This window comes from Kitasatospora sp. NBC_00315 (assembly GCF_041435095.1).
Lineage (GTDB): Bacteria > Actinomycetota > Actinomycetes > Streptomycetales > Streptomycetaceae > Kitasatospora.
Genome location: NZ_CP108025.1, coordinates 5001814 through 5022002 on the forward strand (window position 1 = coordinate 5001814; position 20189 = coordinate 5022002).

The 20189-nt window shown below is 75.1% G+C and carries 13 protein-coding genes and 1 pseudogene; 10 read left to right on the forward strand and 4 right to left on the reverse strand.

Annotated elements, in window-relative coordinates; translation table 11 throughout:
• The first annotated feature begins 124 nt into the window (after positions 1-124).
• The 7 genes and pseudogenes from OG823_RS20775 (at position 125) to OG823_RS20805 (ending at position 11277) form a co-directional block, all read left to right on the forward strand.
• Positions 125-1807, forward strand: a complete 1683-nt coding sequence (locus OG823_RS20775; protein WP_371481075.1) for a protein kinase — start codon at positions 125-127, stop codon at positions 1805-1807.
• A 129-nt stretch (positions 1808-1936) separates the two neighbouring features.
• The gene (locus tag OG823_RS20780) at positions 1937-3565 is read left to right on the forward strand and encodes a succinic semialdehyde dehydrogenase (RefSeq protein WP_371481076.1); all 1629 of its coding nucleotides are present in this window, start codon (positions 1937-1939) and stop codon (positions 3563-3565) included.
• 87 nt (positions 3566-3652) lie between these two features.
• Positions 3653-5482 carry a GMC oxidoreductase gene (locus OG823_RS20785; RefSeq protein ID WP_371481077.1) on the forward strand — a complete coding sequence of 610 codons (1830 nt, stop codon included), beginning with the start codon at positions 3653-3655 and terminating at the stop codon, positions 5480-5482.
• A 276-nt stretch (positions 5483-5758) separates the two neighbouring features.
• Positions 5759-7327 (forward strand): hypothetical protein, encoded by a 1569-nt coding sequence (locus OG823_RS20790; protein ID WP_371481078.1) that lies wholly within the window; start codon positions 5759-5761, stop codon positions 7325-7327.
• Positions 7328-8463: 1136 nt separating this feature from the next.
• Positions 8464-10059: a glutamine-hydrolyzing GMP synthase gene (gene guaA / locus OG823_RS20795; RefSeq protein WP_371481079.1), complete on the forward strand. Its 1596-nt coding sequence runs from the start codon at positions 8464-8466 to the stop codon at positions 10057-10059.
• A gap of 192 nt (positions 10060-10251) precedes the next feature.
• Positions 10252-10773: pseudogene (locus OG823_RS20800) on the forward strand (DoxX family protein); the annotation flags it as partial.
• 225 nt (positions 10774-10998) lie between these two features.
• On the forward strand, positions 10999-11277 hold the full coding sequence (locus OG823_RS20805; RefSeq protein WP_371484568.1) for a Rieske (2Fe-2S) protein: 279 nt from the start codon (positions 10999-11001) through the stop codon (positions 11275-11277).
• 21 nt (positions 11278-11298) lie between these two features.
• Here the strand turns inward: OG823_RS20805 and OG823_RS20810 are convergent, their stop codons facing one another.
• Positions 11299-11619 (reverse strand): hypothetical protein, encoded by a 321-nt coding sequence (locus OG823_RS20810; protein WP_371481080.1) that lies wholly within the window; start codon positions 11617-11619, stop codon positions 11299-11301.
• A complete protein-coding gene (locus OG823_RS20815; protein ID WP_371481081.1) occupies positions 11616-13070 on the reverse strand; it encodes a PspC domain-containing protein in 1455 nt (484 codons plus the stop codon). The genes OG823_RS20810 and OG823_RS20815 overlap by 4 nt, the downstream gene beginning before the upstream one ends.
• A gap of 262 nt (positions 13071-13332) precedes the next feature.
• On the opposite strand from OG823_RS20815, the gene OG823_RS20820 reads away from it, so the two are divergent.
• From OG823_RS20820 to pcrA, 3 genes are all read left to right on the forward strand, one after another.
• Positions 13333-14673: a PspC domain-containing protein gene (locus OG823_RS20820; protein ID WP_371484570.1), complete on the forward strand. Its 1341-nt coding sequence runs from the start codon at positions 13333-13335 to the stop codon at positions 14671-14673.
• The gene (locus OG823_RS20825; protein WP_371481082.1) at positions 14666-15382 is read left to right on the forward strand and encodes a LuxR C-terminal-related transcriptional regulator; all 717 of its coding nucleotides are present in this window, start codon (positions 14666-14668) and stop codon (positions 15380-15382) included. Before OG823_RS20820 ends, OG823_RS20825 begins: the two co-directional genes overlap by 8 nt.
• Before the next feature lie 171 nt (positions 15383-15553).
• The gene (gene pcrA, locus OG823_RS20830) at positions 15554-18235 is read left to right on the forward strand and encodes a DNA helicase PcrA (RefSeq protein WP_371481083.1); all 2682 of its coding nucleotides are present in this window, start codon (positions 15554-15556) and stop codon (positions 18233-18235) included.
• Between the two features lie 125 nt (positions 18236-18360).
• Here pcrA and OG823_RS20835 read toward each other — a convergent pair whose 3' ends face one another.
• Complete coding sequence (locus OG823_RS20835) at positions 18361-19128, reverse strand: M23 family metallopeptidase (protein WP_371481084.1); 768 nt, start codon at positions 19126-19128, stop codon at positions 18361-18363.
• A 231-nt stretch (positions 19129-19359) separates the two neighbouring features.
• The gene (locus OG823_RS20840; protein ID WP_371481085.1) at positions 19360-20175 is read right to left on the reverse strand and encodes an esterase/lipase family protein; all 816 of its coding nucleotides are present in this window, start codon (positions 20173-20175) and stop codon (positions 19360-19362) included.
• Positions 20176-20189 lie beyond the last annotated feature (14 nt).

Genomic DNA, 20189 nt, shown 5'->3' on the forward strand with positions numbered 1-20189 from the left:
GGAGCCCGGGTGCCCGCCGGGCGGCCTAATCTGTGCGTGAGAGAGATGTTCGAACGGTGGTCAGTGCGGTGCACCGGGCCCTCCGTCACGGTGACGGCAGGTGGATGAGGGGGAGCGGTCGCCAATGGGCGTTCAGGATCGGCCGGGGGCGGCCGCGGCGGAGCGGCTGCTGGCCGGCCGGTACGAGCTGGGGGAGCGGCTGGGCCGGGGCGGCATGGGCACGGTCTGGCGTGCCCGGGACCGGATGCTGGACCGCGAGGTCGCGGTCAAGGAGTTGACGGTCAGCCACCTCCCCGAGGAGGAGCTGGAGATCCTCAACGCCCGGATGAAGCGGGAGGCGAGCGCCGCCGCCCGGATCAAGCACCCCGGCGTGATCACCGTCCACGACGTGCTGGAGCAGGACGGCCGGCCCTGGATCGTGATGGAGCTGGTCGACGGCCGCTCGCTGGCCGACGTGATCAGCCAGGACGGCACGCTGATGCCCAGGGAGGCCGCCGAGGTCGGCGCCCAGGTGCTGGCCGCGCTGCACCGGGGGCACCAGCTCGGCGTGCTGCACCGGGACGTCAAGCCCGGGAACGTGCTGCTGGAGCGGGGTACCGGCCGGGTCGTCCTGCTGGACTTCGGCATCGCCACGTACGAGGGCTCGGCCGAGCTGACCCGCCCGGGTGATCTGGTCGGGTCGCCCGACTACCTCGCCCCCGAGCGGGCCCAGGGCGAGCGGCCGGGCCCGGCCTCCGACCTGTGGGGCCTGGGCGCGACGCTGTACGCGGCGGTGGAGGGGGAGTCCCCCTTCCGCCGCACCTCGCCGCTGACCACGCTGGCCGCGGTGGTCGGCGACCCGCTGCCGGAGCCGCGCCGGGCGGGCGCGCTGGGGCCGGTGCTGGCCGCGCTGATGGCCAAGGACCCGGCCGAGCGGCCCACCGCCGACGAGGCGCTGCGGATGCTCGCCGAGGTGACGGCCGGGCACACGATGGGCTTCAAGGCGGTGCCCGGGAGCGTGCCGAAGGTGCCGACCCAGGCGGTGCCGGTGGTGGACCGGACCGGTACGGCCGGCGGCGCGCCCGAGACCGGGGAGGCGGTCACCGTGCCCCGCCCGGACGCGGCCGTGGCTCCGGCCACGGTGCCGGACGCCCCGGCCGCGCCGGTGGCGCCCGACGCGGCCGCCGCCCCGGCCGCCGCCGGGAAGGCCGGGCGCCGCCGCGGCCGGCTGGTGCTGAAGGTGGCGGTGCTGGGGCTGGTCACCGCGCTGCTGGCCGGTACGGGGGCGTACCTGGCGGCCAGCCGGCGGCACGGGGACGGCGGCGTGGCCGCCCCGACCCCGACGGTGGGCCAGCAGTCCGTCAGTCCGGGGGCGGCCGCACCGGCCGGCTACCGCTGGACGGACGACCCGGGCGGCTTCCGCTTCCTCCTCCCGCTCACCGGCGGGGTCTGGCAGCGCAGCATGGACAGCAACCAGATCTACTACAGCCCCGACGCCAAGTCGCACTACCTGCAGTTCGCGGTGACCGTCGGCCAGTCGACCCGTCCGCGCGACCACCTGGCCGAGCTGGAGGCCACGGTCAGCAAGAACCTGACCGGGTACGCCCAGCTCAGGCTGGCGGACGCCAAGGTCAAGGGCCACGACGCGGCGGTCTGGGAGTTCTCGTACGCGGCGAAGGAGGGCGGGCGCCGGCACGCGATCGAGGCCGAGTTCATCGACGGCCAGGGCACCGCGTACGCCGTCTACCTGTCCTGCCCGGACAAGGACTGGACCGAGGGCCAGCAGCGCTTCACCACGGTGCTGAACAGCTTCGAGCCCACGGGCTGACACCCGCCGGTGCCGGGCGCGGCCCCGCCCGGCACCGGCGGGCCGGGCCGGTGACACCGCGCGGGCCACGGACAATTTCTGGTTACTGGCGGGTACCGGACCGGCCGCCGAGCGCCTAGGCTTCGCCGCATGACGGACCTCACGGCAGACGCACCGGCCCCCGCCCAGCCCGGCCGCAACCCCGCCGCCCCGGGCGCCGCCCGCACGGTGGCCTCCGTGGTGACCCCGGCGCTCGTCGCCCGGCTGGCCGCGGGTGTCACCGCGACCGGCGAGCCCGAGTGCGCGCAGACCGTCGCCCCGCTGACCGGCGAGCACCTCGCCACCCTGCCGCGGTCCACACCGGCCGACGTCGAGGTGGCGTACGAGGTGGCCCGCCGCGCCCAGCGCAGCTGGGCCGCGCTGCCCGTGCGCCGTCGCGCCGCCGTCCTGCTGCGCTTCCACGACCTGCTGCTGCGCCGCCAGGACGAGGTGCTCGACCTGATCCAGGCCGAGACCGGCAAGGCCAGGCTGCACGCCTTCGAGGAGGTGATGGGCGCCGCGCTCGCCGCCCGGCACTACGGCCGGACCGCGCACCGCTACCTGCGCGACCGCCGCCGCGGCGGCGCCGTGCCCGGGCTCACGCACACCGTCGAGGCGCGCCGTCCGAAGGGCGTGATCGGGCAGATCTCGCCGTGGAACTACCCCCTGGAGCTGTCGGTCGGCGACGCGCTGCCCGCCTTCGTGGCCGGGAACGCGGTGGTCAACAAGCCGGACACGCAGACCGCGCTGACCGCCCTGTGGGCCCGCGAGCTGCTGGTCGAGGCCGGCCTGCCCGCCGACCTGTGGCAGATCGTGATCGGCGACGGCCCGGTGATCGGCCCGGCCGTCGTGGAGCACGCCGACTACGTCTCGTTCACCGGCTCGACCCGCACCGGCCGCGAGGTCGCCCAGCGGGCCGCCGCCCGGCTGGTCGGCGCCTCGCTGGAGCTCGGCGGCAAGAACGCCCTGCTGGTGCTCGCCGACGCCGACCTGGACAAGGCCGCCGAGGGCGCCGTCCGGGCCTGCTTCTCCTCGGCGGGCCAGCTCTGCATCTCGGTCGAGCGGCTCTTCGTGCACCGCTCGGTCGCCGACGACTTCCTGGCCCGTTTCGCGGCCCGCACCGGCGCGCTGCGGCTCGGCGGCGGGCTCGCCTACGGCGCCGAGATGGGCTCGCTGGTCTCCGACCGGCAGCTGGAGGTCGTCACCCGGCACGTCGAGGAGGCGGTCAAGGGCGGCGCCACGGTGCTGGCCGGCGGTCGGCCCCGCCCGGACCTCGGCCCGCTGTTCTTCGAGCCGACCATCCTGGACGGCGTCACCGAGGGCATGACGGTCTGCGCCGAGGAGACCTTCGGCCCGGTCGTCTCGGTCTACCGCTTCGACACCGAGGACGAGGCCGTCGCCGCCGCCAACTCCACGCCGTACGGACTGAACTCCAGCGTCTGGACGAAGGACGCCCGGCGCGGCCGGGCGGTCGCGGCCCGGCTGCGCACCGGCACCGTCAACGTCAACGAGGCGTACGCGGCGGCGTACGGCTCGGTCGCCTCGCCGATGGGCGGGATGGGCGACTCCGGGCTCGGTCGCCGGCACGGCTCCGAGGGCATCCTGCGCTTCACCGAGGGGCAGACCATCGCCACCCAGCGGCTGCTGCCGATCGGCCCCTCCCTGGGGCTGGACGACGAGCGGTTCGCCGCCCTGTTCACCACCGGCCTGAAGGCGATGAAGACCTTCCGGTTCAAGTAGGCCCCCCGCCGGGCGGGTTCGCCGCCCGGCCCGGCCGGGCACGTCGGGTTCGGCACGTCGATCGGATGGGCGAGGGAGCAGCGGGCGATGGCAGCGACACCTGCGGGTACGGAAGGCACCGGCGGCGAGGAGTACGACTACGACGTGGTCGTCGTCGGCTCCGGCTTCGGCGGTTCGGTCACGGCCCTGCGGCTGACCGAGAAGGGCTACCGGGTCGCCGTGCTGGAGGCCGGCCGCCGGTTCCGGGCCGACGAGCTCCCGAAGACCTCCTGGGACACCAGGAACTACCTCTGGGCACCGGCGCTCGGCCTGTACGGCATCCAGCGGATCCACCTGCTGGCCAACGTGCTGATCCTGGCCGGCGCGGGCGTCGGCGGCGGCTCGCTCAACTACGCCAACACCCTGTACGTCCCGCCGAAGGCGTTCTTCGAGGACCGGCAGTGGCGGCACATCACCGACTGGCAGGAGGAGTTGGCACCCTTCTACGACCAGGCCCAGCGGATGCTCGGGGTCCGCCTCAACCCGACCGTCACCCCCGCCGACGTCCATCTGCGGGCGGCCGCCGAGAAGATGGGGGTCGGGGACACCTTCCACCTCGCCCCGGTCGGGGTGTTCTTCGGCGACGGCGAGGACGCGGACGGCGCCACCCGGGCCGCGCCCGGCGAGGCCACCGGGGATCCGTACTTCGGCGGGGCCGGCCCCGCCCGGCGGGCCTGCACCGAGTGCGGGGAGTGCATGACGGGCTGCCGGCACGGCGCGAAGAACATGCTGACCGAGAACTACCTCCACCTCGCCGAGCGCAACGGCGCCGAGATCCACCCGCTCACCACCGTCGCGCGGATCCGCGAGCTCGGCGGGGGCTTCGCCGTCGACGTGCGGCGCACCGACGCGCGCTCCAGGGACCGGGTGAAGGCCGGTGCCCGGACGATCACGGCGGCCCGGGTGGTGGTCGCGGCCGGCACCTACGGCACCCAGAGCCTGCTGCACCGGATGCGCGACGGCGGCCACCTGCCCGGCCTCTCGGCCCGGCTCGGCGAGCTGACCCGCACCAACTCCGAGGCCCTGGTCGGCGCGCAGACCAGCGACCGGCGGTACGGCTCGAAGGCGGACTTCACCAAGGGCGTCGCCATCACCTCCTCGATCCACCCCAACGAGAACACCCACATCGAGCCGGTCCGCTACGGCAAGGGATCCAACGCGATGGGCGCGCTCTCGGTGCAGCAGATCGCGGGCGGCGGCCGGGCGCCGCGCTGGCTGACCTACGCGGTGACGGCGGTCACCCACCCGCTCAACTTCGCCCGCTCGATGAGCCTGCGCCGGTGGTCGGAGAAGACCATCATCGGCCTGGTGATGCAGTCGCTGGACAACTCCATCACCGTCTCGATCAAGCAGAAGGGCCTCGGCAAGGGGAAGCTGACCTCCACCCAAGGCCACGGCGAGCCGAACCCGACCTGGATCCCGGCGGCCGAGGAGGGCGCCAGGGCGCTCGCCGCGGAGATCAACGGCTTCCCCGGCGGCACCGTGGGCGAGATCTTCGACATCCCGATGACCGCGCACTTCCTCGGCGGCTGCCCGATCGGGGACTCCCCGCTGACCGGCGTGGTCGACCCCTACCACCGGCTCTACGGGCACCCGGGGATCAGCGTGGTGGACGGCTCCGCCGTCTCCGCCAACCTCGGCGTCAACCCCTCGCTCACCATCACCGCCCAGGCCGAGCGGGCGATGTCGATGTGGCCCAACAAGGGGGAGGCCGACCCGCGCCCGGCGCCGGGCGAGGAGTACCGGCGCGTCGCCGCGGTGGCCCCCGTCCGGCCCGCGGTGCCGAAGGGTGCCTTCGGCGAGCTGCGGCTTCCGCTGCTCGCGGTGCCGGCGGTGCCGCGCCGGAAGGCCCCGAAGGCCGCGAAGGAGCGGGACTGACGGGCCGCCGGCTCGCGTCGAAGCCGGTTGACAGTCTCCGAGGGCCGGTGGGATAACGGGGCCTCATCGGGGGATCGGCGACGGGGGAGTACCGGTATGGCGGTCTGTGCATCATGTGGGGCGGCGTCGGCGGCGGGGGCGCAGCGCTGCGCCTCCTGCGGACGGCCGCTGGCGCCCCCGCCGCCGCCCGGGCCGCCGCCCACCGGGCGGCCCGGCCCGGCCCGCTCCGCCGTCGGCCCACCGACGCTCGGCCCGCCGCCGCCGCTCGCGCCACCCGTGGCGGGCCGCTGGGGCGCCGGTACGGCGTACGACCCGGCTGCCGCGCAGGCGCCCGTGCTGCGCTGGCTGACCGGCTCCGACTGGCGGCCGGCGCTGCGGGCGGTGATCGCGCCGACCGCTGTACTGCTGCTCGCCGCGTTGCTGACGGCCCTGCCCAGCAGCTACGGCGATCTGTACGCCGCGCCGTTCGGCACGCGGTTCGGCGCCGCGCTGGCCGCCGCGCTGGCGGCGCTCGGCGCGCCCTTCGAGGTGCACATGTCGATGCCGATCGGCTCGGGCGGAACCGGGCTGTCCTACGAGTACCTGCTGCGCGCGCTGCCGATGACCGTCGCGGCCCTGTGGCTGCTGGCGCTATGGCTCGGCCTGCGCGCCGGGCTGACCCGGTGGCAGGCCCGGACCGGGGAGCAGGTGACCCGGCCGCGGGCCTTCGGCGAGGCGGCCCGTACCGGTCTGGTCGCGGCGGCCGTCACGCTGCTCCTCGGCCTGCTCTGCGGCAGTGACTGGCAGCCGCCGCGCGGCGCCGACGACGTGCCGGACCTCTCCGGCGGGTTCCTCGCCGGCTTCGGCTTCACCGTGGACGCCGGCTGGTGGGAGGCGCTCGGGTGGAGCTTCCTGCTCGCCGCGCTGACGGCCCTGGTCGTGTACGGGACGGACGCGATGCGCTGGGCGGCCTGGCGAAACGCCGGGGTGCGCGGCTGGGCGGTGGCCGCACTGGCGGCGGGCCGCGTGCTGCTCGTGGTGGTGGGGGTGGCCTCGGCCGCAGCGTTCGTGGTCGTGGCCGCCCAGGGCGAGGACGCCCCGACGCTGGCCGCCCTGGCCTTCCTGCCGAACCTGGGGCTGCTGCTGCTCGGGTACGGCTCCGGCGCGACCTTCGAGCTGGGCCGCGACCACGGCACGGCCTCGTACCTGAGCGCGGCGGAGGCCGGGCAGCGCGCCCAGTACTCCTTCTTCGAGATGAGGGACCTCACCGGTGACTGGCGCTGGGCCGGGCTGCTGGCGCTGGCGGCGGCGCTGCTGCTCGGCTGGACGGCCCTGCGGCGCGGGCTGGACACGGCCGACCGGCTCAGGCTGGCGGTCGTCCACGGGGCGGGGCTGAGCCTGCTGATGCTGCTCGCCGGCGCCGGGTTGACCGTCACCGTGCCGGGGCTGGAGCGGTTCACGGCCTCCGCGACGGGCGGCGCCCCGGTCGAGCACGGTTCGGGCGGGCTCACCTTCGCCACCCTGCTGGCGGCCAACCTGATCTGGGCGGCGGCCGGCGCGCTCGGCGTGCCGCCGCTGCTGACGGCCCTCGGGGTGCGCGCGCCCCTCCGGGGCGCGGTGGCCGGGGAGGGGAGCGGTGCGCCCGGGCAGGACGGGTACGCCGCGGACCTCTCGGCGTCGCCCACGGAGGCGTCGCCCTCGGCCGCGCCGCCGTCGCCCGGGCCGGCCGCGGTGGTGCCGGCCACGACCGACCTGCTGGACTCGCACGACCGTTCCGCCCCGGCCGTGCCCCCGCAGGGGCCGGCCCGGAGCGCCGGGGGCGACGACGCCTCGGTGTGGCGCAAGCAGGAGCCGGCGGACGGCTGACCGGCGGACGGCGGGCCGGACGGTGGCCGGGACCGGCGGCGCACCGGGAAAGGGCAAAGGGCCCCGCGGGGGAACGGGGCCCTTTGTCGATCAGCACGCGGCGTCAGGGCTGCGCCGGTGCTGGAGGTGACGACGCCGGGGGAAGAGCGCCGTCGGGTCGGATGGTTCGTGGGGCGCTGCCGCCGCCGACCCGGGTGCGCCGGGGTGTCGCGGGCGTCGCGCGGGTGCGCGGTCGTACGCGGACGGTCGGGCGCAGGTCTGCGCGAGCGCTCCGTTCACTCAGCGTGAGGTGATAACCGTTGTCGCCGTCGGGTCGCGGCGGCACCGGAACGGACCCGCCGCCGACCTGACCGCAGTCGCCGGGCGAACCCCTCAATCAGCATCGTGGTGGACAGAGCCCGTGCTCTGCAACCGATTCGACATACTTCGGCACAGTCCATTTGGCGCTGTTCCGCCGCGACCCCGCCGTGGCCCCCTGCGGGCGCGGTCGGAGGCGGCGCCGCCGGGACCGGCGGGGAATGATCACGTTGCGTAGTGACGGTGGGCCGGAGCGCATGGGGACGCGCGTAGCGGCGCGCCGCAGTGCCGCCCGCGCGCCGGTGGCAGAGCCGGTGGGACGCACGGAGCGCGGCGCTCCGGTGGGACGGTGGCCGGGACAGCCGGGACAGCCGGGGTGGAGGTGCGGCGGTCGGCTCCCGGGCGTCCCCGGGCGCCGGCCGCCGCACCTCCTGCGGTCCAGTCGGGGCCGGGGTCGCTGTCCCCTGCTCGCCGGCCTGGCACCCGCGCACGGTCCCACGGCGGGCCGCCCCCGGCACAGACCGGGAGGGCGGCGGCGCCACGTGCGCCGGTGGACTGGAATGAGAGCTCCACGCGTGGTCCTGCAACCCGCACGGCACCACCCCGGAACGGGGCCGCGGCGCCGCACCTGGCGGGTGCGACGCGGTCGTACGGTTGTCAGGAGCAACGATTCGGCGGCCCGGGCGGTCACGGGCCCATCAGGGTGACGTACCGGGGAGCCGGGAGGCCCCGGGCGGGCCGGTAGACTGGGGAAAGACACCCCCACAAGCCACCTGCCGCAGCCCTGCCGGGCGCCCGCTGCCGGTGGCACCTCCCGTTCCGCTGCCGGAAGGCCGTTCGTGTCCTCTGCTACCCCCGACCACTCCGTACAGCCGGCCGACACCGTTCTGGTCGTCGACTTCGGCGCCCAGTACGCCCAGCTCATCGCCCGTCGCGTCCGTGAGGCGCGGGTCTACAGCGAGATCGTGCCGAGCACGATGCCCGTGGAGGAGATGCTGGCCAAGAACCCCCGGGCGATCATCCTCTCCGGCGGTCCGTCGTCGGTGTACGCCGAGGGCGCGCCGACCGTCGACCGCGCCCTGTTCGAAGCCGGCGTCCCGGTCTTCGGCATGTGCTACGGCTTCCAGCTGATGGCGGCGACGCTCGGCGGCACGGTCGACGACAACGGTGCCCGCGAGTACGGCCGCACCCCGCTGTTCGTCTCCCAGAGCGGCTCGACCCTCTTCGAGGGCACCCCGGACGAGCAGTCGGTGTGGATGTCGCACGGCGACGCCTGCTCCGCCGCGCCGGAGGGCTTCACCGTCACCGCGTCCACCGACGTGGTCCCGGTCGCCGCCTTCGAGAACGACGCCAAGAAGCTGTACGGGGTCCAGTACCACCCCGAGGTGATGCACTCCACGCACGGCCAGCAGGTGCTGGAGCACTTCCTGTACCGGGGCGCCGGCATCGAGCCGAACTGGACCACCACCAACGTGGTCGAGGAGCAGGTCGCGCTCATCCGCGAGAAGGTCGGCGCCAAGCGCGCGATCTGCGGGCTCTCCGGCGGCGTCGACTCCGCGGTCGCCGCGGCGCTCGTGCAGCGGGCCATCGGCTCCCAGCTGACCTGTGTGTACGTCGACCACGGTCTGATGCGCAAGGGCGAGACCGAGCAGGTCGAGAAGGACTTCGTCGCGGCCACCGGCATCCGGCTCAAGGTCGTCGACGCCGAGGAGCGCTTCCTGAACGCCCTCGCCGGGGTCACCGACCCCGAGGAGAAGCGCAAGATCATCGGCCGCGAGTTCATCCGGGTCTTCGAGCAGGCCCAGGCCGAGATCGTGGCCGAGGCGGGCGCGTCCGGTGAGGACGTCGCCTTCCTCGTCCAGGGCACGCTGTACCCGGACGTGGTCGAGTCCGGCGGCGGCACCGGCACCGCCAACATCAAGTCGCACCACAACGTCGGCGGCCTGCCCGACGACATCGAGTTCGAGCTGATCGAGCCGCTGCGCCAGTTGTTCAAGGACGAGGTCCGGATGGTCGGCCAGGAGCTCGGCCTGCCGGAGGAGATCGTCCAGCGCCAGCCGTTCCCCGGCCCGGGCCTGGGCATCCGGATCGTCGGCGAGGTCACCAAGGCGCGCCTGGACCTGCTCCGCGAGGCCGACGCGATCGCCCGCGAGGAGCTCACCGCGGCCGGTCTGGACCGCTCGATCTGGCAGTGCCCGGTGGTGCTGCTGGCCGACGTCCGCAGCGTCGGCGTGCAGGGCGACGGCCGGACCTACGGCCACCCGATCGTGCTGCGCCCGGTCTCCTCCGAGGACGCCATGACGGCCGACTGGTCGCGGGTGCCCTACGAGGTGCTCGCGAAGATCTCGACCCGGATCACCAACGAGGTCGACGAGGTGAACCGCGTCGTGCTGGACGTCACCAGCAAGCCGCCGGGCACCATCGAGTGGGAGTAGGGCCCGCGCAGAACCGGGCCGCCCGGAATTGAACGGCCGCGCCGTCGCACCCGTACCCGTGGGAGCGACGGCGCGGCCGTTCGTGGTGCGGGGCGCCCACGGGGTGGGCCCCTCCCACCGAAACGGCCCGGCAGCGGGCAGAATCGGACCGGACCTGTCAGTGGCTGACAGGCCGTGAGGGAAGGTGGAGGGATGTCGGAGGCCAGCAACGACGGGGCCGGCAGGGAGCCCGGCGGCCCAGCCGCGCGGGCGGATCGGCTCAGGGGGATCGCTTCGCGGTACGCGACTCTGCCGCTGCGGCTCTTCCTCGGAGTGACCTTCGTCTACGCGGCGCTGGACAAGCTCTCCGACGCGCACTACCTGGCGGGCGCCGGCGACCCGGCCTCGTTCGTCTCGCAGACCCAGGCGGCCCGGGCCGGCAGCCCGATCTCCTTCCTGCTCGGCCCGGCCCTGGACGCGCCGACCTTCTTCGCGCTCCTCATCGCCTTCGGCGAGCTGGCGGTCGGCCTCGGCACGCTGTTCGGCCTCTGGGGGCGGATCGCGGCCACCGGCGGCGCGCTGATCAGCGCCAGCCTCTGGTTCACGGTGAGCTGGAACGTCTCGCCGTACTTCCTCGGCAACGACCTCGTCTACCTGATGGCCTGGACCGTCCTGGTGCTGGCGGGCACCCCGTACCTGTCGGTGGACGGCTACCTCGCCGCGCGGGCCGGGCGGGACCGCGCACGCGGCCTGGACGACGCGAGGATCCGGCGCCGGGCCCTGGTGGACGGCTCCATCGCGGCCGTCGCGATCGGCGGCGCGGGGCTGCTCACCGGCTCCCTGACCGCCACCTTCGGCCGGGACCGCACCGTCACCCCCCGGCCCTCGGCCGCGCCGTCCCCCGGGGCCACCGCGAGCGCCGGGGCGCCGCCGGTCGCGGTGGCCGCCTCCGCCGTGCCGGTGGGGGGATCGGCCCAGGTCAAGGACCCGGTCAGCGGCGACGCCGTCTACATCGTGCAGCCGAAGGCCGGGCAGTACTGCGGCTTCTCCTCGATCTGCACCCACGCGGGCTGCGCGGTCGCCGCGCCCAAGGACGGCCAGATGTACTGCCCCTGCCACGGTTCCAAGTTCGACGCGGCCACCGGCGCCGTGATCACCGGCCCGGCGACCAAGCCGCTGCCGAAGTACACCGTCACCAAGGACGGCGACCAGCTGCACCTCGGCGCCGTCCAGAGCTGACCGGGGCGCCCGGGGGCGGCCTCAGCGCCCGCCCTCGGGGCCCTCGCCGCCGCGCTCCCGCCGGCCGAGCAGGCCGAGGTCGCGCAGCTGCGAGTCCAGGTCGCCCTCCGGGGTGCCGGGGGCGAGCGGGGGCGCGGCCGGCGGCTGCGCCCGGCCGCGCCGGGCCATCGCCAGCACCGCCGAGGCCAGGCCGCCGACGCCGAGCACGATGAACGTCACCGGGATGACGACCCGGCCGTTCACCGAGAAGTCGTTCAGCGAGGCCACCAGGTAGAGCGTGGCGATCACGGTGAAAAGGCCGCCCGCGATCAGCGAGAACAGGTCGAGCCGGTGCTTCCTCATCGCTGGACCACCTTGATGTCGCCGAACCCGACCGCCAGTGAGAGGTCGAGCGTTCCCTTCGGAGCCGTGCCGTCCGGCGGGTGCAGTTCGAACGTGCGGTCGTTGCTGCCGCCGGTGTCCTCGACACCGGTGATCTGTACGTTGCCGACGATGTGCCGGGCCCGCACGTGGACGACGACATCCGGGGGTACGGCCACCGTCAGGTCGCCGGCGCCCAGGCGGGCCCGGGTGGCCAGGGTGGCGCCGGCCGGGTCGAGCCCCTGCAGGTCGAGCGTCAGGTTGCCGGCCGCCAGGCGGTACTCGTGGTGCAGGTCGGCCGCGGAGACCGGCGTCCAGACCCGGTCGCCGAAGGACTCCCGGACCAGGGTCCGCGAGTTGCCGGCGGTGGCCAGCAGCAGGGTCAGCACCAGCCCGGGCACCACCAGCCCGCGGGCCCGGCCGAACTTCGCGCCGATCAGCAGCGTCACGCCGATCCCGAGCAGCAGGGCCGCCGCCACGGTGGACAGCAGCAGGTCCTCGCCGGGGCGTCCGCCCGGCAGCAGGACGGCGAGGGCCACCGCGGACAGCGTGACCAGCAGTCCGAGGGAGCCGAGGAACGAGCGCCCCCGGTGGTGCGCCACGGCGGACGGCGCGGGGCACGAGGGGGGCACCGGGGCGCTCTTGCGCAGCGGATCGCCCTGCGGCAGGTCGGTCCGCTGCCACCACGGCCGGGTCGGGGCGCCGGGGGGCGGGGTCCGGCCGCCGTACGGATCGCGTTCCGGGTGGCGCGGGTCCCAGAGGTAGCCGGTCGGCCCGGCGTGCGGAACGTCCGGCGGCACGGTGCCGGCCGCGCGTTCGTGGGCGTGCAGTTCACGGGCCAGCCGCTCGCGCAGGCCGTCGGCGTGGGCCTGGGCGGCCGCCGCCCAGGCGTCCTGCGCGGCGCCGTACGGCGACTCCGGGGAGAGCCGGTCGTACGGGCCGCCCGCCGGTGTGCGGCGGCGCGTACGGCGCCCGCGCCACCCGCCGCGACGGGCCCGCCGCTGCTCGGGGTCGTGGCGCACCGCCAGGAAGACCAGGCCGCCGAGCAGCAGCAGCGGGAACAGCTGGTCGCCGTCGCCCATCGAGGAGAAGAACACCCCGGTGCCGATCACGGTCAGCAGCACGGCGCCGATCGACTGGCCGTCCACCCGCCCGGTCAGCACCCGCTGCAGCTCGGTGCGCCCGTGCCGGCCGTCCGCCGCCTCGGCCGGGACGACCAGCCACGCCAGCCCGTACAGGAACAGTCCGAGGCCGCCGGAGAGGCAGAGCACCGCGATCACCACCCGGAAGACCACCGGGTCGATGTCCAGGTGCCGGCCCAGCCCGCCGCAGACACCCGCCACCACGCGATGGTGTTCGCTGCGGGTCAGCGGCGGCCGTTCGGTCTCGGGTGGGCCGGGCGTGCCCGCGGCCGGCGTGTGGTCGTCCGTCATGGTTCCATCCTCCCGGCCCGCGCGGCGCCGTGGAGCCCCCCGCGGCCCTGTCCGGACCCTGACTTGTCCCTGAGAGATCCTCGGGGCCGGACCCTGATGCGCCGGGGGTGGCGCGCGTGGAACCATCGGTGGCGTGGCAGCACCCGGTACCGAACCGAACCCCCTCGTCCCTGACGCGCCGTCGGCCGCGGGCGCCGACCAGGCGTCCCCCGCCGAGGGGCGGCCGCCGTACCGCCGGCTCTACCGCAGCCCGCACGGACGGATGCTCGGCGGCGTCGCGCACGGCCTCGCCGTCCACCTCGGGCTGCCGGTCACCTGGGTCCGGGCCGCCTTCGTCCTGCTCTTCTTCGCCCAGGGGATAGGGGCGCTGCTGTACGCGGCGTTCTGGTTCGTGGTGCCGATCGGGATCGGCGAGCCGCTGCCCGGCAGTGCGGCGCACTGGGCGTACGTCGACGGCGCGTTCGTGCCGGCGTCCCCCGGCCAGGGCGCCGCCGCGCTGCGCAAGGGCGGGCACGGGCGGCTGGCCAGGCTCCGGGAGCTGCTGCAGCGCACCTTCCAGGGCGAACCGGCGGTGGCGGGCGGCGTCGACCCGCAGAACGGCCCGGCGGGCCAGGGCGCGGCCGGCGGCGGCCGGCAGGGGTTCGGCCAGCTCGCCGCACTGGTGATGCTGGTGATCGGCGTCATGGCGCTGCTCAACGCCCTGAACATCCAGACCGCCAAGCCGTACACCTGGCCGCTGCTGGCGATCGGTGTCGGTGTCGCGCTGGTCTGGCGCCAGGCCGACGACTCGCGCTGGCAGCGCTGGTTCGGCCTGGAGGAGGGCGAGCGGCGGCGCGGCGCCTACACCAGGGTCGGCGCGGGCGTGCTGTTGGTGGTGGCGGGCATCATCGGCTTCCTGATCCTGCAGGGCACCGGATCCACGATCGGCTCGGTCGTCGAGGCCTCGATCGCGGTGCTGGCCGGGGTCCTGGTGCTGGTCGGCCCGTACGCGCTGCGCATGTGGCAGGACCTCGGCGCCGAGCGCACCGCCCGGATCCGGGCCCAGGAGCGGGCCGAGATCGCCGCCCACGTCCACGACTCGGTGCTGCACACGCTCACCCTGATCCAGCGCCGCGCCGAGGACCCGAAGGAGGTCCTGCGCCTGGCCCGCGCGCAGGAGCGCGAGCTGCGCCTGTGGCTGTACCGCCCGGAGGCCGCCGCCGAGGCCGCGCCCGACACCCTGGCCGAGCGGCTGCGCGCCGTCGTCGCCGAGGTCGAGGACCGGCACGGCGTACCGGTCGAGCTGGTCTGCGTCGGGGACTGCCCGATGGACGAGCGGGTGGCCGCGCAGATCCAGGCCGCGAGGGAGGCGACGGTCAACGCGGCCAAGTACGGTGGCGGTGGGCCGGTCCAGGTCTACGCCGAGGTGGAGGGGCGGACGGTGTCCGTGTTCGTACGCGACCACGGCCCCGGCTTCGACCCGGACGAGGTGCCCGAGGACCGGATGGGCGTACGCGAGTCGATCATCGGCCGGATGAAGCGCAACGGCGGCACCGCCAGGGTGCGGCCCGCGCCGGACGGCGGGACCGAGGTCGAACTGGAGATGGAGCGAACTGATGACTGAGCCTGCAGGCGGGCCCGTGGGGGGATCTTCGGTCGGGGGGACACCCCCGGGGAGGGTGGCTCGGGTGGTGCTGGTCGACGACCACCGGATGTTCCGCACGGGGGTCCGGGCCGAGATCGGCCGGACCGAGGCCACCGGGATCGACGTGGTCGGTGAGGCCGACGACGTCGAGTCGGCGGTCCGGGTGGTCGCCGGGACCAGGCCGGACGTCGTCCTGCTCGACGTCCACCTGCCCGGTGGCGGCGGGGTCGAGGTGCTGCGCCGCTCCGCCGCGCTGATGGCGGATCCGCACGGGGTCCGCTTCCTGGCGCTGTCGGTGTCGGACGCCGCGGAGGACGTGATCGGGGTGATCCGGGGCGGCGCCCGCGGCTACGTCACCAAGACCATCACCGGGACCGACCTGGTGGACGCGATCTTCCGGATCTCCGACGGCGACGCCGTCTTCTCGCCCCGGCTGGCGGGCTTCGTCCTGGACGCGTTCGCGGCCACCGACACCCCGCCGGTGGACGAGGACCTCGACCGGCTCACCCAGCGCGAGCGCGAGGTGCTGCGGCTGATCGCACGCGGCTACGCGTACAAGGAGATCGCCAAGCAGCTCTTCATCTCGGTGAAGACGGTGGAGAGCCACGTCTCGGCGGTGCTGCGCAAGCTCCAGCTGAGCAACCGTCACGAACTGACCCGCTGGGCGACGGCCCGCCGGCTGGTCTGACGCCGCCGGGGGCGCCGGCGTACCGGGGCGGTGGTGCACCGGTGCTCCCCGGGCGGGGTGCGCGGAGCGGCCGGCCGCCGCCGTCCTCGGGCCGGCCCGAGGACGGCCGCAACGGCGGCGGCGGCCGGTCCGGCGGGTGGTGTCGGTGCCGGGTCATAGACTCGGAGTGCCATGAGTAGCCTCTTTGACGACCTCCCGCTCCCCGGCTTCGAACTGCCCGCCGCCCGCAAGCCCGCCGCCGGCCCGAAGCGCCCCGCCGCCGCCACCGCGCCCGTCGACGGGCCCCACGACGTGCCGTACGACGTGCCGTACGACCGGGCACCCCACGACGAGGAGCCCCCGCCCCACGAGGAGGACGCCTCGTACGCCGCCTACGAGGAGGACATCCCGGCGGACCTCTTCCGGACCGACCACGCGGCGCAGGCCGAGCGGGACGCCTGGCACCGCAACGGCGCCGCCCGGACGGTGGTCGACCCGGTGCAGCTGCTGGAGGGCATGAACGACCCGCAGCGCGAGGCCGTCCTGCACGCCGGTTCACCGCTGCTGATCGTGGCCGGCGCCGGATCCGGCAAGACCCGGGTACTGACCCACCGGATCGCGTACCTGCTCGGCGCGCGGCACGTGCAGCCCGGCGAGATCCTGGCGATCACCTTCACCAACAAGGCCGCCGGCGAGATGCGCGAGCGCGTCGAGCAGCTGGTCGGCCCGCGGGCCCGGGCGATGTGGGTCTCCACCTTCCACAGCGCGTGCGTGCGGATCCTGCGCCGGGAGAGCAAGCTGCTCGGCTTCACGTCCAGCTTCTCGATCTACGACTCGGCGGACTCCCAGCGGCTGATGGCCCTGGTCTGCCGGGATCTGGACCTCGACCCGAAGCAGTACCCGCCGAAGTCCTTCACCTCGAAGATCAGCAACCTCAAGAACGAGCTGATCGACGAGGAGACGTACGCCGACCAGGCGGCCAACCCGATGGAGAAGAAGCTGGCCGAGGCGTACGCGCTCTACCAGCGGCGCCTGCGCGAGGCCAACGCGCTGGACTTCGACGACATCATCATGACGACGGTCAACCTGCTGCAGGCCTTCCCGGCCGTCGCCGAGCACTACCGCCGCCGGTTCCGGCACATCCTGGTGGACGAGTACCAGGACACCAACCACGCCCAGTACATGCTGGTCCGCGAGCTGAGCGGCGGCACCGCGACGGCCGCGCCCCGGCGCACCGTGGACGGGGACCTGGTGAACCCGGCCGCGGCCGGGCTCGCCGAGGTGCCGCCCGCCGAGCTGTGCGTGGTCGGTGACGCGGACCAGTCGATCTACGCCTTCCGCGGCGCCACGATCCGCAACATCCTCCAGTTCGAGGAGGACTACCCGAACGCCACCACCATCCTGCTGGAGCAGAACTACCGCTCCACCCAGACCATCCTGAGCGCCGCCAACGCGGTCATCGAGCGGAACACCAGCCGCCGCGAGAAGAAGCTCTGGACGGCCGGCGAGGACGGCGAGAAGGTCGTCGGCTACGTCGCGGACGACGAGCACGGCGAGGCCCAGTTCATCGCCGACGAGATCGACCGGCTCACCGACGCGGGCGACGCCCGCCCCGGGGACGTGGCGATCTTCTACCGGACGAACGCCCAGTCCCGCGTGTTCGAGGAGGTGTTCATCCGGGTCGGCCTGCCCTACAAGGTCGTCGGCGGTGTGCGCTTCTACGAGCGCAAGGAGGTCCGGGACGTCCTCGCCTACCTGCGGGTGCTCTCCAACCCCGAGGACACCGTGCCGCTGCGCCGGATCCTCAACGTCCCCAAGCGGGGCATCGGCGACCGTGCCGAGGCGATGATCGACGCGCTCGCCTCCCGCGAGCGGATCAGCTTCGCGCAGGCGCTGGTCCGGGTCGACGAGGCGTACGGGCTGGCCGCGCGCTCCGCCAACGCGGTGAAGAAGTTCAACACCCTGTTGGCCGGGCTGCGCCAGGTGGTCGAGTCGGGCGCCGGCCCGGCCGCCGTGCTGGAGGCGGTGCTGGAGGAGACCGGCTACCTCGCCGAGCTGCAGTCCTCCACGGATCCGCAGGACGAGACCCGGGTGGAGAACCTCCAGGAGCTCGCCTCGGTGGCCCTGGAGTACGAGCAGGACCCGGGCGAGCGGCCGGAGGCGGAGGAGGGGGACGCCACCCCGCCGCTCGGCTCGCTGGCCGACTTCCTGGAGCGGGTCGCGCTGGTCGCCGACTCCGACCAGATCCCGGAGGACGACGACGGCGCGGGCGTCATCACGATGATGACCCTGCACACCGCCAAGGGCCTGGAGTTCCCGGTGGTCTTCCTGACCGGCATGGAGGACGGGATCTTCCCGCACATGCGGGCGCTCAACCAGGTCAAGGAGCTGGAGGAGGAGCGCCGGCTCGCCTACGTCGGCCTCACCCGGGCCCGGCAGCGGCTCTACCTGACCAGGTCGGTGCTGCGCAGCGCCTGGGGCCAGCCCTCGTACAACCCGGCCTCGCGGTTCCTGGAGGAGATCCCGGAGCCGCTGGTGGACTGGAAGCGCAAGGGCGCGGCCTCCGCGCCGCCCCCGCGCAGCTCGTACAGCGGCTCGGGCTTCAGCCCGAGCAGCGGCGGCTCGCGCGGCTCCTCGCGCGGCGGCGCCACGGCCGCCCCGCCCAAGGCGGGCTGGGGCCAGTCGGCGCGCCGGGTGGTCGAGCGCGAGGTGGTGGGGCTGGCGGTCGGCGACCGGGTGACCCACGACTCCTTCGGGCTCGGCACGGTGGTGGCGACCAGCGGCGTCGGCGACAAGGCGCAGGCCACGGTGGACTTCGGCGCGGCCGGGCGCAAGCAGCTGCTGCTGCGCTACGCGCCGGTGGAGAAGCTCTGACCCTCGGGGCGGGCGGCCCGCGTCGGCGTCGGCCGGGGCCTCGGCCGACGCCTCGGTAGGGGCCTCGGCCGGGGGTTCGGCGGGGCTCCGAGCGGTGGGGCCGGTTCGGGGGTTCGGCGGGGGTCTCAGCGCGGGTCGAGGCCCTGGCCGAGCAGCCAGGGCAGCGGGTCGACCGGGGCGCCGCCGCCCGGGCGGACCTCGAAGTGCAGGTGCGGGCCGGTGCTGTTGCCGCTGCTGCCGGAGTAGGCGATCACGTCCCCCGCCTTCACCTGGCCCTTGCGGACCCGGTAGGTGCGCAGATGGCAGTACCAGGTCTCGATGCCGTCCGGCGAGGTCACGATCGCCATGTAGCCGTACGCCGAGTTCCACTGCGTGCGGACGGTGCCGTCGGTGGCGGCCATCACGGGGGTGCCGCCCTGGACGGGGAAGTCGATCCCGGTGTGCCGGGCCGTCCAGTGGGTGCCGGCCTCGCCGAAGGTGGCGCTCAGGCCGTGCTCGGCGACCGGCAGCACCACCGCCGGGCGGGCGGGGGTGGGCGCCGGCGCCGGTGCGGCGGCGGGTCCGGGAGAGGACTGCTGGGTCGGGAGCGCGGTCCGGGCGTCACCGCGGGAGGCGTGGGCGGCGTCGCTCGCGCCGTCCGGGCCGGGCGACCTGCCGTCGGTGGGCAGGAGCGCCTCGGGGGCCGGCGCTGCGGACACCCGGCGGGCGGCGTCGCCGTGCACCGTCACGGCGGCCGCGCCGACCACTCCCAGCGCGGCCAGGGAGGGCAGCGCGACGCCCAGCAGCGCCGAGCGGGTGGCCGCCCCGGCGGCGCCGCGGCGCTCGGCACGCGACTGTGCGCGGGCGGCCAGCCGTAGCTCCGCACGGGTGGGGCGGGCTGCTGCGTCGGCCATCCGGGCGCCGCCTCCTCGGGGTTCTCGGGGGAGGGAGAAATCAGCCGAGACTGTAGCCGTTCGGTCGGAGAGCGGACAAAAGGGCGGGCTGTCAAGAGGCCGGACGGTCGTTCGGTGGCCGCGGGGCCGATGGCCCGGGCAACCCGGGTGCGCGCTCGTCCGGACGGCCGAGAACGGCTCGGGGCGGTGGCCGCGGAGCGCCGATGGCCCACCGCAGGCCCCGGCGGTGCTTCAGGCGGCCCGGTCCCCCGGCGGGGCGGCGTCCCGGCCGGTCGCCAGGATCCGGCGTACCGCCTCCACCACCCGCCGGTCCACCGGCAGGCCCGCGTGGCCGACGCCCGGTACCCGGATGTTCTCGGCGCGGAGGTCCGGGTGGCGCAGCCGGGCGTTGCGGGCGGGCAGCACCACCTCGTCCAGCTCGCCCCAGAAGGCGGTGAACCGGGCCCGGCAGTGCGGGGCGGGCCGGTCCAGCTCGGTGAGCAGGTCGCTACCGGGGCGCAGCTGCCGGGTGACCGGGAAGGGACTCGGGAGGTGGGCGGCGAGCGTGCCCTCGTGCGGTGCGGCCAGCGTGATCACCAGCGGCACGTGGGCGTCCCCGCCGAGCCGCTGCACGTAGTACCGGGCGATCAGACCGCCCAGGCTGTGCCCGACCAGGGTGACCGGCGCGCCCGAGTGGGCCCGCCCGGCCCACTCGACGTGCCGGCCGAGCAGCACGGCGGCGGTCCGGACGTCGCTGGTCAGCGGAGAGTGGTTGAGGGCGTGCAGATGGGTGCGGCCGTCCCGGTGCAGGGCGCGGAGCATGGGGTGGAAGACGGCGCGGTTGTCGGCGAAGCCGTGCAGGAACAGCACCGGGCCCGCGGTCGGCCCGTCGGGCCCGGGCGGACAGGACCGGCCGGTGGCCGGACGTGGCTCGTCGGTCAGGCCGCTGGGGTATCTGGCCAGGTGGCCGGCGAGCGCGGCGGCCTCGGCGCCGGCGCCGCGGGCGACGGCCGCGGCGCGCCGGAAGGGTTCGGATCGGAAGGGCACGGACCGGATGGGCAGAGACATGCGGCGGCTCCCCG

What these genes read in the sequence shown, in the direction of transcription:
- OG823_RS20775 (WP_371481075.1), top strand. Translation starts at nt 125, where the DNA reads ATGGGCGTTCAGGATCGGCCGGGGGCGGCCGCGGCGGAGCGGCTGCTG.
- OG823_RS20780 (WP_371481076.1), top strand. Translation starts at nt 1,937, where the DNA reads ATGACGGACCTCACGGCAGACGCACCGGCCCCCGCCCAGCCCGGCCGC.
- OG823_RS20785 (WP_371481077.1), top strand. Translation starts at nt 3,653, where the DNA reads ATGGCAGCGACACCTGCGGGTACGGAAGGCACCGGCGGCGAGGAGTAC.
- OG823_RS20810 (WP_371481080.1), bottom strand. Translation starts at nt 11,619, where the DNA reads ATGAGGAAGCACCGGCTCGACCTGTTCTCGCTGATCGCGGGCGGCCTT.
- OG823_RS20815 (WP_371481081.1), bottom strand. Translation starts at nt 13,070, where the DNA reads ATGACGGACGACCACACGCCGGCCGCGGGCACGCCCGGCCCACCCGAG.
- OG823_RS20820 (WP_371484570.1), top strand. Translation starts at nt 13,333, where the DNA reads ATGCTCGGCGGCGTCGCGCACGGCCTCGCCGTCCACCTCGGGCTGCCG.
- OG823_RS20825 (WP_371481082.1), top strand. Translation starts at nt 14,666, where the DNA reads ATGACTGAGCCTGCAGGCGGGCCCGTGGGGGGATCTTCGGTCGGGGGG.
- pcrA (WP_371481083.1), top strand. Translation starts at nt 15,554, where the DNA reads ATGAGTAGCCTCTTTGACGACCTCCCGCTCCCCGGCTTCGAACTGCCC.
- OG823_RS20835 (WP_371481084.1), bottom strand. Translation starts at nt 19,128, where the DNA reads ATGGCCGACGCAGCAGCCCGCCCCACCCGTGCGGAGCTACGGCTGGCC.
- OG823_RS20840 (WP_371481085.1), bottom strand. Translation starts at nt 20,175, where the DNA reads ATGTCTCTGCCCATCCGGTCCGTGCCCTTCCGATCCGAACCCTTCCGG.